The organism is Vreelandella sp. L-15 (genome assembly GCF_056857635.1).
Genome location: NZ_JBSXNN010000084.1, coordinates 1 through 11,894, shown reverse-complemented (window position 1 = coordinate 11,894; position 11,894 = coordinate 1). Strand labels below are relative to the sequence as shown.

17 protein-coding genes are annotated in these 11,894 nt (G+C 59.2%); 4 read left to right on the top strand and 13 right to left on the bottom strand.

Annotated elements, in window-relative coordinates:
* Positions 1–160: 160 nt before the first annotated feature.
* Together AC13CY_RS12620 and AC13CY_RS12615 are read right to left on the bottom strand one after the other, a co-directional pair.
* Positions 161–1,195: a hypothetical protein gene (locus AC13CY_RS12620; RefSeq protein WP_022524311.1), complete on the bottom strand. Its 1,035-nt coding sequence runs from the start codon at positions 1,193–1,195 to the stop codon at positions 161–163.
* A gap of 36 nt (positions 1,196–1,231) precedes the next feature.
* Positions 1,232–1,591: a histone-like nucleoid-structuring protein, MvaT/MvaU family gene (locus AC13CY_RS12615; protein WP_022524310.1), complete on the bottom strand. Its 360-nt coding sequence runs from the start codon at positions 1,589–1,591 to the stop codon at positions 1,232–1,234.
* Between the two features lie 412 nt (positions 1,592–2,003).
* Between AC13CY_RS12615 and AC13CY_RS12610 the strand changes: the two genes are divergently transcribed.
* From AC13CY_RS12610 to AC13CY_RS12595, 4 genes are all read left to right on the top strand, one after another.
* Positions 2,004–2,282: a hypothetical protein gene (locus AC13CY_RS12610; protein ID WP_074211814.1), complete on the top strand. Its 279-nt coding sequence runs from the start codon at positions 2,004–2,006 to the stop codon at positions 2,280–2,282.
* A gap of 234 nt (positions 2,283–2,516) precedes the next feature.
* Positions 2,517–2,744 (top strand): hypothetical protein, encoded by a 228-nt coding sequence (locus AC13CY_RS12605; protein ID WP_230834752.1) that lies wholly within the window; start codon positions 2,517–2,519, stop codon positions 2,742–2,744.
* A complete protein-coding gene (locus AC13CY_RS12600; protein ID WP_483052621.1) occupies positions 2,737–3,696 on the top strand; it encodes a tyrosine-type recombinase/integrase in 960 nt (319 codons plus the stop codon). Before AC13CY_RS12605 ends, AC13CY_RS12600 begins: the two co-directional genes overlap by 8 nt.
* 14 nt (positions 3,697–3,710) lie before the next feature.
* Positions 3,711–3,977, top strand: a complete 267-nt coding sequence (locus AC13CY_RS12595; protein ID WP_483052620.1) for a hypothetical protein — start codon at positions 3,711–3,713, stop codon at positions 3,975–3,977.
* Positions 3,978–4,040: 63 nt separating this feature from the next.
* Here the strand turns inward: AC13CY_RS12595 and AC13CY_RS12590 are convergent, their stop codons facing one another.
* From AC13CY_RS12590 to AC13CY_RS12540, 11 genes are all read right to left on the bottom strand, one after another.
* Positions 4,041–4,310: a helix-turn-helix domain-containing protein gene (locus AC13CY_RS12590; protein WP_230834760.1), complete on the bottom strand. Its 270-nt coding sequence runs from the start codon at positions 4,308–4,310 to the stop codon at positions 4,041–4,043.
* A gap of 5 nt (positions 4,311–4,315) precedes the next feature.
* Positions 4,316–5,485, bottom strand: coding sequence for a ParB/RepB/Spo0J family partition protein (locus AC13CY_RS12585; protein ID WP_483052619.1), 1,170 nt, complete (start codon positions 5,483–5,485; stop codon positions 4,316–4,318).
* Position 5,486: 1 nt separating this feature from the next.
* A complete protein-coding gene (locus AC13CY_RS12580; protein ID WP_022524305.1) occupies positions 5,487–6,260 on the bottom strand; it encodes a ParA family protein in 774 nt (257 codons plus the stop codon).
* Positions 6,261–6,460: 200 nt separating this feature from the next.
* Positions 6,461–7,396 carry a recombination-associated protein RdgC gene (locus AC13CY_RS12575; protein WP_483052618.1) on the bottom strand — a complete coding sequence of 312 codons (936 nt, stop codon included), beginning with the start codon at positions 7,394–7,396 and terminating at the stop codon, positions 6,461–6,463.
* Between the two features lie 437 nt (positions 7,397–7,833).
* Complete coding sequence (locus AC13CY_RS12570) at positions 7,834–8,208, bottom strand: hypothetical protein (RefSeq protein WP_483052617.1); 375 nt, start codon at positions 8,206–8,208, stop codon at positions 7,834–7,836.
* The gene (locus AC13CY_RS12565) at positions 8,205–8,657 is read right to left on the bottom strand and encodes a hypothetical protein (protein WP_483052616.1); all 453 of its coding nucleotides are present in this window, start codon (positions 8,655–8,657) and stop codon (positions 8,205–8,207) included. Before AC13CY_RS12565 ends, AC13CY_RS12570 begins: the two co-directional genes overlap by 4 nt.
* Positions 8,654–9,034 carry a hypothetical protein gene (locus AC13CY_RS12560; protein ID WP_074218046.1) on the bottom strand — a complete coding sequence of 127 codons (381 nt, stop codon included), beginning with the start codon at positions 9,032–9,034 and terminating at the stop codon, positions 8,654–8,656. The genes AC13CY_RS12565 and AC13CY_RS12560 overlap by 4 nt, the downstream gene beginning before the upstream one ends.
* Positions 9,035–9,104: 70 nt before the next feature.
* Complete coding sequence (locus AC13CY_RS12555; RefSeq protein WP_074211803.1) at positions 9,105–9,926, bottom strand: thioredoxin fold domain-containing protein; 822 nt, start codon at positions 9,924–9,926, stop codon at positions 9,105–9,107.
* A gap of 95 nt (positions 9,927–10,021) precedes the next feature.
* On the bottom strand, positions 10,022–10,591 hold the full coding sequence (locus tag AC13CY_RS12550) for a hypothetical protein (RefSeq protein WP_139296704.1): 570 nt from the start codon (positions 10,589–10,591) through the stop codon (positions 10,022–10,024).
* A 65-nt stretch (positions 10,592–10,656) separates the two neighbouring features.
* On the bottom strand, positions 10,657–11,001 hold the full coding sequence (locus AC13CY_RS12545) for a single-stranded DNA-binding protein (protein WP_074211802.1): 345 nt from the start codon (positions 10,999–11,001) through the stop codon (positions 10,657–10,659).
* A gap of 149 nt (positions 11,002–11,150) precedes the next feature.
* Entirely contained in the window at positions 11,151–11,615 is a 465-nt protein-coding gene (locus AC13CY_RS12540; RefSeq protein WP_179931219.1) for a hypothetical protein, read from the bottom strand.
* Positions 11,616–11,894 lie beyond the last annotated feature (279 nt).

Sequence of the window (11,894 nt, the reverse complement as noted above, 5' to 3'; positions counted from 1 at the left end):
ACGGGCCGTCAGCACCGATCAGCACGGTGGGTTTTGGCAATAACGGGCTTGCGAAAGCCAACTTGCACGGGGCGAATGATCAAAAAGTGCTCGCTGGCGGTGATAGGGAAAGTGTCGGCGCCGGCTTCACGGATTCAGGAGGGAGTGATATATTTCGTAACTACTCACTCTCTTCAGAAGCTGTAAGAGCCTTTTTTGTAGATATTATCCCATTCTTGTAGTTCGCCTTTTTTATGATCTTAACGAACTGCTTAGTAGGGTATATCTTGTAAACAATATCGGTCAGTTTCTTTCCGTCTTTGATTCGTTCGCTGTCATCGTAGCTATCGATGACATTATGCTCCTTCAGCGTATCAAGAGCCATCTTCATGGCCCTCACATTCGTGGCCATACGGTCAGAGAGCCCCCTCGGACTCCCTTTGAGAAAGGAGACAAGCCGCGGCGTGTAGGGATTGGTGGAGGAGGCCTGACTCCAATGGTGACTCATTCTCTTGTGAATATAGCGAGCAAGGGGGCTCTTAATAGCCATAGACGTTTTATAGTCATACAGCCTGAAAGTCTGGTTATGAATGCTTTCAGTCACCAGGGGATTAAACTGAACATAGCACTTTGTATCCCCCTCCCTCAGCTTCAAGTCTTTCCTTGTGGTAAGACCTACCATAGGGAAGAAGCTCGATGATATAACCGTTTCCCCATCTTCAGAAACCGTTTCAAGTTGAGCCCCGCGGCAAACAAGAATAGCTTCTTTTATTTCGCTAAGTTTAAACTCGTGATTGTTTCTCTTTAATTCATTGCGAAGTTGATAGAATGTGAATAGCACACCCACCTTTCCGTCAATCATCGCGATCCCGCCATTTACAGCGAGTTTTCTCAAAGCATCCTCAATGATCTCTTCGCGCTCACCTGGGTAAACAAGCTCAGGTTTCCCAGGACGTGTTTCAATTAGAGCAGGGCGGACTTTTACTTTTATTACGCGACCACCCACCCGGCATTCACGTTCTTTCGCGGCGGCTTGCCGAATATCAGTAAAGCGCCGACGCCGCTCGAGCGAATATTTAGGCAAAGAATCATAAATATCGATGCTATTGCTATAATCGCCATCACGGGCGTCTAGCAGGCTGAAAAGGTCGAGCTGAGCCGACTTGCTCACCGAGATGGCCTGTATATCCTTGTCATTGCTGCTTTTTTTAGACATCGTAAACCTCTACAGCCTGCTGCACAATATAACCGATTACTTCTCTTCAATCAGCCATGAATCAACAGTTTCTGCCCCGTACTGTTCTTTCCATGCCTTCAATGTCTTCTGGTTGCCACCTCTGGTTTCTACAACCTCACCAGTCTCAGGGTTCCTATATACTTTAAGTTTTCTTTTTCTTCTTCTTTTGCTTTCAGTGTTCTCGATGCTTGATTCAGGGGCAAGAGCTGATATAACTTCGCCATTTGTCTTATTATATTCATCCATTAGCCTTCTGAGCTTATCTATAAATTCCTTTTCCCTTTTGAACTCAGGAGTGTCCTCTAAAGTTTGCATCTTCCTGCGAAGCTCTTGGGCCTCATTTTCGAGTTGGAAGTACCTAGCGAGGATGCTCATTCCTAAACCCCTATGGATATGGTAAGTGTGCAAAGCACATATTGGCGACTGCTTAACCCGGTGTCAATGGGCTCCTTGGTGATTGGTCGACCTGCCGAAGCCCTCTGACTTGGCAGTGTGCTGGGCCGCTGGACAGGCGCCGCTGTGCAAAATCCAGAGGAGAACACCCGCCAATGGCGCTCAGATTTTGCGTACAGGCGGCACGAAAGCCGTCGATAACACCGATAAATCGAATGAAAACAGGTTCATAGGCGTAATTTTATCGTTTACGAGTGACTGCCTAGATCCACATAAAATGTAGCTTGGTCTGGCCATCCCTATCTCTACTTATTAAAATAGATATTTAAGAAAGTAGAGAAGGGCGATAGGGGTAACTAGCCTGTCCTGAGGGCCACTGGAGAAGGATTCACGCATGAAGCTACAGGCCATCTACAAGATCGCGCTCGTCAGCGACACCTTGGTGGTGATCATCGATCAGGATGGGCCGCGCTCCATCACCAACGATGCCCAGGGCGTCATCGACCGCCTGACTGCTGAGCTGGGTGACCTGCGGCGGCGGCGAGTCTACTACCGCGACACTATGGGGCGCTTCGATGAGATCAGGATCGAGGGTGGCCGCTTCACCGGCTTCGCCCCCTGTAGCGAGCATCAGCAGGAGGCCTTTGCTGAATGGTGCCTCGAGGAGGTGTAGCGATCGATGGGCTGCTACACGGGAGACCTTGCTCATCACTCCCTGGCCAAGGGAAGTGATGGCCATGGCTGAATTCACCTGGCGGTGCCCGCGAGGCCGCGGCCCGGGCGAGCCCGCCAACCATCTGTGCTGGAGACCTGAATGGTAGACCAGATCACGATGCCACCGAGGGCTGGATACTCGGCTGTCTTGACCAATGACTTCATGGTGATCCTTCGCGATCACGGAGAGATCGTGAGCGTCCGAGAGGACGCTGATTCCGTCTTGGAGCACCTGAGCTGCACCATCCCGGGCGGGCTCAAGCGCCAGCGTGTCTATGTCGAGGAGGTGCCTGGGGGCGACGGCTTCTACGAGCTGAAGCACCAGCATGGCAACCTGGACGGGGTTGAGCAGTGCTCGAGTCACCAAGCCGACCACCTCAAGCAGCTCGTGTCGACCGGGGCGGAGGGTGGCCATGGATAGCGAGCTGACCCTTGTTCGACCCCAGGGCTCCCAGGCGCTCGCGGCCGGTGCTGAGGACGCACTCTCGGAGGCCAGAGGCAATGCAGGGCTCTCGTACCTGCTGAACCTCAATTCCCGGCGTAGCCGGATCACGATGCGGTCCCACCTACAGTTCATCGCCAGGCTGAGCGGTGGCTACGACATCCAGGGCTGCCCATGGGCGCTGATACGCCGTGAGCATGTCCGATCGATCGTGGAGATGATGACCGAGATGGGCAAGGCGCCAGCCACGGTCAATGCTGCCTTGTCGGCCATGAAGGGTGTTGCCCGCGAGGCCTGGGTCATGGGGGACATGGACAGCGAGAGCTACCAGCAGATCCGCGACCTGAAGGGCGTTCCTGGCTCCCGTCTGCCCAAAGGGGTCCACCTGGATGAAGCCTCGATCCAGGCCCTCAGTTCCGCATGCGAAACTGACGACAGCCCCAAGGGTATCCGGGATGCAGCGCTGCTCCAGCTTCTGGTGTCGACAGGGCTTCGCCGGTCGGAGAGCGTTTCGGTGGACCTGGAGGCGATCGATACCAGCCGTAAAGCCATCAGAATCGTCGGCAAGGGCAACAAGGAGCGGCTGGTCTTCCTGCCCGACCTGACGTTCAAACGGCTCCAGGCCTGGCAGTCCTGTCTTGCCCGTGACACGGGCCCCTTGTTCACCAGAGTGCGCCGGCATGGCGTGGTGTGCGATCAGAGGCTGACCGATCAGGCCGTCTACTACATCATCAAGGAGCGTGCGGCCCAGGCCGGCATATACGAATGCGCCCCTCACGACTTCAGGCGGACCTTTGCCACCAACCTGCTTGATCGTGGCATTGACGTGCTGACCGTGCAGTATGCGCTGGGGCACTCGAACCTAGCGACCACGCAGCGCTATGACCGTAGCGCGGAACGGCGCCTTGAAGAGGCGATGAAGGGACAATGAGCCAGGAGCCCAGAATGCGAAACATCCAGATCCTGCATGACCGTGAGCGCTTCAGGGAGATGCTGAGCTATGCGGTCTCGCGGGAGAATCTGTGGGGGAACATCGACGTGATAGCCCGAGACGGGGCGCCGGGCCTGCTTCTCGTCGTGCTCGATCAGCATGACATGCCCAACCGGGTATCCTCAGGGGTCGCCCACGAGTGCTACGGGGATGCGCTGGGTGAGCTGGGAGACCTCCTGGACGAATTGAACCCTGACTGCCGGCCGCTGAGCGCTCTGTAGCCAGGCGCATGAGCACGAGAAAGGGAGGCCGTGGGCCTCCCTGGGTAGCATGGTCGTTCTGGTTCAACCGAAGTGATTGCGGAAGGAGGCCGGGTCGAGGATGCCCCATCCCTCCAGGGAGTAGTACCCATTGGCGCCTTCTGGCGAGCTTGGGTCTCGGATGAAGAGGATCTTCACCTTCAGCTCCTCCCGGATCGAGGTCAGCTGTCGTTTGACTGTGCCGGCAGGTATGCCAGTCTCCGAGGCGATGTCCTGAAGCGACGGCCGCTCCATGGTGTCGATCGCCCGCAGAATGGCGTACTTGCGCTGTGTGTCTCGCGATAGGCTCGGCATCGGCACTATTCCTCTCCTTCGACGCCGAGCAGCTGCACGTCCGATACCCGCGCTCTCAATGGCTCCTCATCCCCATTGTCGAGGCGGACCCAGCAGTAGCCGGCCTCTGGGTCGATCCGATCCGTTTGCAGCACCCCGCTTCGATGACCTCCCTGGGTGTTCACGCTGACAACGATCCGAGCCCGGGCCGGTTCCTTGGTTGGCACCGGCTGTGGAGGGGTGGTGCCCTTAGCCTCAGGGGCTTTCGGTGTTTCCCGCTTGGGAGCGGCCTTAGCCGCTTGGGAAGGTTCAGCGCCAGCCTCTTCACCCGCAGCAGATCCTCCCTGACCAGGCGAAGAGCTGGACGACTCTGCGGCCGAGTGCTCGGAGGCTCCGGTGTTGGGCTCATGGCCGCCATCGTCGCCTGCCCCCGGTTCCTGTAGCCCAACAAGACTCGGCTGGTCATCATTGAACCCAGGGCCAGGGGGAGGCTCCGGCTTTTCGGAAGCAGGAATCTCAGGTTCTTCCGGCAGCCCGCCTTTCTTGGCCTGCTTCAGTAGCTCACGACATGCCTTCCGGCTGATACCTTCTTCCAGGGCCTTGGCGCAGATCTGCTCTGCCTGCTCGGGCGCGATCGAATGCAGCTGGCGCAGTGAGTTGAGCGATTCGGGGTCTGAGGTGACCTCCTCATCGTAGAGGCGCATCACGCAGTCGGGCAGTTTCAATAGGGACAGGTGAGAGGAGACGTAGCCCCGGGACTTGCCCAGCCGCTTGGCGACATCCATGCCCTGCCAGCCGCGATCGATGAATTTCTGGATGCCCTTGGCGATCTCCATAGGAGTCAGGTTTTCGCGCTGGATGTTCTCGATCAGCTCGCCGGCCGTCTCATCCAGGTCGTCCTGCTCCTTCTTGTTGACGATCGCCTCAACCGGCAGCTTCGCCAGTTTGCAGGCCCTCCAGCGCCGCTCGCCCTTCTGGATGCGGTACTTCCCGCTCTCGTCCTTGGGGTAGACGATGATCGGCTGCTCCTGGCCGTTTACCTTGATCGACTCGGCCAGCTCCTCGATGCCAGAAAACTTCTCCCGTACCTGGCCTTGCTTGGGCTCTACCTCGGCCGTGTCGAGCAGAAGCACCTCTTTCGCGCCCTTGGAGCGACGAGACAGGCTTTGCAGGTTGCTCAGGTTTCCCAGTGCCATGTCAGCCCACCTTTTCCATGAGTTCGTTGATGACCGCCCGAATATCCTTCGCAGCATCACGCGCTGAGGTTGTTTTGATGCTCCACACAGGGACACCGAGGTTGTTGGCCTCGTCCAGCTTCCCGCGCAGGCCGATCTCGGCGGTGTAGACCAGATCGGGCACTGCTTCGCGAAGCTGCTCACATGCACGCAGGTGGGAGGGGAAGTTGCGGTTCAGGTTGTTGATCACCATGCCGGTGTTCTCCAGGTCGGGGTTCAGCTCCTCCTGGACGTTGATGATGGTGTTGAGCAGGCCCTCGACGCCATCCAGGGCGAAGCCGCTCACTTGGACCGGGCAGATAACGTGGGTGGACATGGTGAGGGCGGCGACCAGCTTCCGGCCAAGGCTGGGCGGGCAGTCGACCGCTACATAGTCGTAGTGCTCGAGGATTCCGCTGGCCTTTAGGTTGTTGATCGGGTTGAGGACGCAGTTGAGCGGCATGGACTCGATTTCCGACAACTCAGGGTCGTTCTTCTCAGTCCAGATCAGGTCCATTCCACGGGCACATCGCATCGGGCGGATGTCGGTGTAGTCTTCCCGGAACAGGAACGCGGAGGGGGTTCCCGTGTACTCGCCTTCCTGCTGGCTCAGGCGGCTGGAGGTGTTGCCCTGAGGGTCCAGGTCGATGGCGAGCACCCGAAACCCTGCCTCCTGAAGGTGAAAGACAGTCTGGAGGCAGATGGTCGACTTGCCTACGCCGCCTTTCTGATTGGCGAAGCTGATTATCTTGGTCATGGTGTCCCCGGTTGCCCGGCCTCCAGAGGAGGCAGGATGGTTGGTCCTTACCCGGCTCAGGGCGCAGGGCCTGGCCAGGCCAATTTCGCATGCGAAACATAATAGTCGACATAAAGTGAGTCGACAAGGATCATAAGACGGGACAGGTAGAGCATAAAAAGGCCTAGCTGGTGCCAGGCCGTGGAGAGTAATGCAGAGGCCTAAGCTGCCTCTTGTTCCTCGGTGGAGGCATCGTCCTCGATGACCGGGCTGACTTCGCCACCGAGTAAGCCGATCAGCTCCTCGATGACAGCTGCGAGGGCTGGGATGTGCAAATGGGCTTCGGTGTCGAAGGCTGAGGCATCGTCATCGGAGGGGTCGGCACCCTCGATCAGCGCGTCATCGAATTTGATCTTCTTGAGCGCCAGGTCGTCCTGGAGAACCAGCGCCAGCTGGTCGGTTCTGGCCACTGCAAGAGCTGAGCAGATTCGTCCGCCCTCGAGGTGCTGCTGGATCTCGTCGCTCTCGAGGTCGACCTCGGTGGCTTTGATCACGCCCTCATCCCCGAATGGAGACTCAAGCTGGCATGCCTCGCCCAGCTCCCAGCCTTCAGCACGCTCAGCCGGGTTGGCCAGCCAACGTGTCATCAGGTCAGTGGCGCGATCGCGGGTGGCGAGAGGTGTGACCTTCAAGGAGCCGATGGTCAGCCGGAGCAAGTCCAGCGCTTCCTCAGCTTTCTTGCGGCTGGCGGCATCCACCAGAATCCAGCCTCGCTGGGTGTCGATGGCCACCAGGAAGTGACCCGTGCGCTTCAGCGCTCTGGGCAGCAGCTCCTCGTAGACCTCCTCCTTCAGGATCTGCTTCTCAGCTCGCCGCAACGGAGATCCAGACGCCTTCTCGCGTGCCGCAGCACGTTCCTCAACCTCTTCTTTGACCGCAGCGGCAGGAAGCAGCCGCTCTTGCCGGCTGAAGCGCAGAACCAGGAATTGCGAGTTCACCGGATGCACCATCTGGTCACCACAGACGGTCGACCACCCTACCCTTTTGGCCTCGGTTGCGGCGCAGGCTCGGAACAGCTGTTTCTGGCACAGCTGTGCCAGCTGGTCGGCGCCAGGGAAGTGGCTGTGGGCTCGGTAGATCAAAGCATTGTCGAACATGTAACCCCCTATCGCAGTGTGGTGACTATGGATAGGGGCGCAGGTGTCGGGTAGCCATAGAGCTAGGCAAAACTATAGATAACGGTATAACTCCTCCTCCCCACCAGCTAACCCTGTAGCTGGCGCTGCTGCTTACCGGAGGGATACCGGTCCATCGACGCCCAGGGCCTCCCGGAGGAAGGTGTTGGCCGCTCGCCGACTGGCATTGTCCCGCATTCGATCTGGGGCTCCGTCAGCTGCGGTGGCCCAACATGACGCATACGCCGCCAGAACCGGCTCAGCATCCTCCACCCTGCCTTCATTGAGGCAGTGCGTGATGTAGCGCTTGTCTTCATTCGTGAGAGGAAGCTCTCGGAGCTGTTCGAGGCGAATATCTGCATGCGCCATATTGTAACAATACCAGACGACAATTTATAGGACTGAGGAGGATCTAGCGTCTAGTGCCGGCCCCCGCGGGGCGGTAGAGCGATCCGGGGTCGGGGCTTAGAGCTACCCGCAGCAAGTGCCTCACGAGCATCGTGGCCTAGGTTCACAACGCCATGGACGGCCTCCTTGAGGTGCCAGACGCCATCCTCGTAGGGCGCAAGGCTGACCCTAGCCAGGCCAGCAGGGAGGTGGACTGTAAAGCTCTGACGATGGAGGTCTTCAGAGCTATCGGTCAGATCCAGCTCGATTTCATCGATTTGGTCGGTGGCCACGGCATACACCGTGTACCGGGCATCGAGGCCGAGCTGCTGGCGGGCGAGTTTGCTCATCATTTCATCGAACTGCGGCGGTGTGCCGGAGACCTTGATACTGGCTTCGTCTTTCATGAGGCCTCCCCCGGGGTGCCATAGCCTGTGGCTTTCGCCCGCCGATCGGTGCGATGGCACAGCCTGCGGCCGTCGATCCATAGCTCCCGGAAGATGCCCTCATGGGTGTAGACGCCGATCAGGACATCCAGGGGCTCCATGTAGTAGGTCGATGACGGCTGCTGGGTGTCATCGACCAGTGCCTCTTCTCGGACCTTCATCACCAACGCTGTCTGCCCAGCCAAGGGCACGGCCTTGTTCTTCATCCCCCACTTCCAGACGACGACCTCCTTGGGGGCGAACCGCTCATGGGAGGGAGCCTCGTTCAGCATGTCCAGCGCCAGGCTGCGAGTGGCTGCCGTGATGGCGCGATCCCCTGGGTCGACAGCTGCCTGTTCGCCAGCTGGTGCCTTCCGGCCGGTGAGCCACCGGCCCAGCCCTGCCAGCCAGGGCTCCTTGCCTTGTGTCATGCGTCAATCCTCGGGTTTTTCCGGTTCCTGCCGACTGCGACAGCCACGCCAATCAGCGTCCAGCCAGCAACGATGGTAAAGCCCAGGTGGAGAAACGCCCCGTAGGGTGGTCCCAGCTTCACCGAGAGGAACATTGACCCGCCGAATGCAATGAACCAGCGGAACCAGTAATCAGCAGAGCGCTCCGCTACCCAGCGGGCCTGCTCCGGGGTGAGAGGATGATGCAGCCAGCGGCGGGGATAGATGGTCCTCTCGCGATTCCCATGGCCAACCTTGCGAGGCTGGCGCGGGAAGATGCGGTTGACGGCAAGCTGCGGGAACATGCCCTCCAGGGCACGTCGAGCAACACTGATGCGTGGCGGTTCATAGTGTGACATAGACGCCCTCTAGCACAGCGCCCGGGCTCCTCGGGAGGAGCCCGGGCGCCTTGGTCGGTCATGGAAGAGGTTACAGGTTGCGAATCTCGGCAGCACGCAGAGCGCCGCGGCGGATCTGTGCTTCGCCGTTCGCGTCCTCGTAGATAGTGGTCGGCGTGGCGCCGATGCCCGCCTGCTGAGTCAGCTGGCTGTTCTGGCTCACGATGTCCATCGCCTCGGTGCTAGAGGCCCCGGAGATTGAGCCGCCCTGCTTGATGGTGGCCATGGCCTCTGCCGGGTTCTCAGCATCCACGATCTGTGCCGCTTCGTGCAGCGACTGCTCTCCCAGGAAGCCCACCGGCACCCAGCGAATGGTCACGTCCTCGAGGACATCACGAGAGGCCTCATACATGCGCTGGCAGTAGGGGCACTGGGTATCATAGATGACGTACAGCACGCGCTCGCCAGAGCCCTCTTCGACGTAGAACGGGGCATCCTGGATCAGCTCCAACGCCTTGGCTTCTTCGTCGTCGGAATAGCCGTTGTCGGCCTGGCTGGCGCCAGCTCGACCCGGCATGTTCGCCAGGGGGCTGTTCTCCATGTGCTCTTCCATGTGCGCCTGGGTCAGGTTCTCACCGCCCTCGCCGAGGATCATGCCGACGAACGCATGCTTGCCGTCCTCGGTGGTGTAGATCACGTTGGTGTCATTCTCGACGCTGATAACCCAGCCATTGATCCCCTCCAGGCCAGTGTCGAACGTCTTGTCCACCTTGGCGCCCGGAATGCCCAGGTCCGCTACTGCCTTGGGCAGCTCCTTGGCTCCCTCAGCTTTCGAGTCTTCGGCGAAGGCGCTGCCGGTCATCAGGGCAGAGGCGATGGTGACAGCTGAGGCGATCAGGGTGAGGTGCTTCATGGGTGTGCTCCTTGAGTTTAGGTTTGCGCCAGCAGAACTGGCGTGTCTCTCGCCATGCAGGGCATGGCCACATCGGGTTTTTCCTATCTGCTGCATCAAGGCAGCAGCTCTTCAATGTCCGCCTCGCTGCGGGAGGCGGCCTGTTCACGGGCCTCTTGGTTGGCTCGGCGAACAAGCTCACGGGCCTCTTCATAAAGGTCCGAGGAGCTGTAAGAGGTGTCACCATGGCGATCCAGGCTGGTCTCAATCGTTGGCGCGTCTGTCGGAAGGCCGAGGTCACTGAGCACCGTGTCGGTGATGTCCGGGAGTGACCCATCGAGCACGGCTGCCTGGCGCACGATCACCACGGCGCCATCCGCCACCTCTTCAATCGCGGGGCGCACGCCACTGTCGATACGGGATAGGGTGGAGATCGCGGCGTCTCGTGTCTCACCGTCCTCGCCCAGCAGGCTGCTGGCTGCGGCACGGCGGGCATTCACGTATTTCGCGGTATCGAAGGTGACGATCTGCGGTGTCTCTGCGTCGGACGATGCCCAGGGAAGCTGGACCGGGATGACGGTCAAGGCGAAGGCGGCAATGCCCAGCGCCCCGCCCACCACGGGGAGCACCCTTGCCAAGGGAGATTGTTCTCTGGGCTTCTGTGAATTCGATTCGGTCTCGCTCATGGCTGCCCCTGTCGTCTACGCATGAAAAAGCCCCAGGAGTTACCTAGGGGCTATAAGTGAATGATTTAGAAGGGGATCTCCCCGTCTTCTTCCTCGTCACCTGCACCGCCATTGGCAGAGCGCGGGTCACGCAGGATGCGGCATGTGTCGACCATCAGGTTGGTGTACACCGTGCCATTTTGTGCCTTGCGGAAAGACAAGGCGCCTTCCACAAAGACCAGTTGGCCTCGCATCAGGCGGTCTTTCATCACTTCAGCGAAGCGACCACCGATGATGCAGTTGAGCCACATGGCTTCATCAGTCGACTTCTTGGCCATGTTGATGCCGAACCGAACGTAGGTGTTTCCCTTGTCGTTGGTGCGTGCTTCAGGCTCACCGATGTGACCGATCTGGATAGTCTTGCCCCACATGTTCAATCTCCTCTCTCTCAACATTCCCACCGAATGGGTCTCGGTAGGGGATAGGGGCACCACTGACACTAATGGCCGCCTCCTGGTGATTTTTTTTCGATAGGCCGAGAAAAGCCCCCTAGCTCGAAGAGTTAGGGGGCGGGAAAACATCACCGCTGTAGGTGACGTGCGATCTTTGCCCTGGGCTGGAGGAATTTCCATTGCGCCAGGTTGTTGAGGAACATGCGGCGGAAGAACCGCTTGGTGAAGCTCACCACGAACACGTCCTCATCGCTGTCGATAGACTGCAAAGTGCTTTCCCGGTGCAACTCACGGTCAGGCCGGCGCACCTGGATCACAGTCCCGTCCTCGGTGGAGAACGCGAAGCCCTCCAGGTCATTCAGCGAGAACACCTCGAAGGCCACGTTGGCATCAGTGCCAAGGCTGGCCATCTCGCGCTGTGTTGGCTGGCGCCAGCTACGTCCCGCTTGGCGAGGGAGGACGAATCGCGACCCTTGCTGGGGGTCGATGGCGAATGCCACCTGATCCTCCTCGAGGCTGTCCTGGGGCAGCCCGCCAAACTCACGTCCAAAGGCCAGCGCATCTTCCTGGTTCACGATCAGCTCGATGTTCATTGCTCTCTCCTCTCACATTCCTGCGTGATGCAGGTCTCAGAGGGAGATAGGGCGGGGACTGCCACTCAGCTGGCGCCGGAAGGCTGGCAAACGGATTTCGCATGCGAAATCGGCGATCGCCTGGGTTGAGGGTATGCGGGATCGAGTAGGAGGGGGAGTCGCCTCCCCCGTCCTCTCACACCACCGGGCAAACGGATCCGTACCACGGCGGTTCCTGTCCCCCATTATCGGGCTGAGCTTCGTTCCGCTGAATTCGCTCGCCTGTGTGCTCTGAGCGCT

Coding starts and splice junctions, on each gene's coding strand:
- AC13CY_RS12620 (WP_022524311.1), bottom strand. CDS start 1,195: ATGTCTAAAAAAAGCAGCAATGACAAGGATATACAGGCCATCTCGGTG.
- AC13CY_RS12615 (WP_022524310.1), bottom strand. CDS start 1,591: ATGAGCATCCTCGCTAGGTACTTCCAACTCGAAAATGAGGCCCAAGAG.
- AC13CY_RS12610 (WP_074211814.1), top strand. CDS start 2,004: ATGAAGCTACAGGCCATCTACAAGATCGCGCTCGTCAGCGACACCTTG.
- AC13CY_RS12600 (WP_483052621.1), top strand. CDS start 2,737: ATGGATAGCGAGCTGACCCTTGTTCGACCCCAGGGCTCCCAGGCGCTC.
- AC13CY_RS12595 (WP_483052620.1), top strand. CDS start 3,711: ATGCGAAACATCCAGATCCTGCATGACCGTGAGCGCTTCAGGGAGATG.
- AC13CY_RS12590 (WP_230834760.1), bottom strand. CDS start 4,310: ATGCCGAGCCTATCGCGAGACACACAGCGCAAGTACGCCATTCTGCGG.
- AC13CY_RS12585 (WP_483052619.1), bottom strand. CDS start 5,485: ATGGCACTGGGAAACCTGAGCAACCTGCAAAGCCTGTCTCGTCGCTCC.
- AC13CY_RS12580 (WP_022524305.1), bottom strand. CDS start 6,260: ATGACCAAGATAATCAGCTTCGCCAATCAGAAAGGCGGCGTAGGCAAG.
- AC13CY_RS12575 (WP_483052618.1), bottom strand. CDS start 7,396: ATGTTCGACAATGCTTTGATCTACCGAGCCCACAGCCACTTCCCTGGC.
- AC13CY_RS12570 (WP_483052617.1), bottom strand. CDS start 8,208: ATGAAAGACGAAGCCAGTATCAAGGTCTCCGGCACACCGCCGCAGTTC.
- AC13CY_RS12565 (WP_483052616.1), bottom strand. CDS start 8,657: ATGACACAAGGCAAGGAGCCCTGGCTGGCAGGGCTGGGCCGGTGGCTC.
- AC13CY_RS12560 (WP_074218046.1), bottom strand. CDS start 9,034: ATGTCACACTATGAACCGCCACGCATCAGTGTTGCTCGACGTGCCCTG.
- AC13CY_RS12555 (WP_074211803.1), bottom strand. CDS start 9,926: ATGAAGCACCTCACCCTGATCGCCTCAGCTGTCACCATCGCCTCTGCC.
- AC13CY_RS12550 (WP_139296704.1), bottom strand. CDS start 10,591: ATGAGCGAGACCGAATCGAATTCACAGAAGCCCAGAGAACAATCTCCC.
- AC13CY_RS12545 (WP_074211802.1), bottom strand. CDS start 11,001: ATGTGGGGCAAGACTATCCAGATCGGTCACATCGGTGAGCCTGAAGCA.
- AC13CY_RS12540 (WP_179931219.1), bottom strand. CDS start 11,615: ATGAACATCGAGCTGATCGTGAACCAGGAAGATGCGCTGGCCTTTGGA.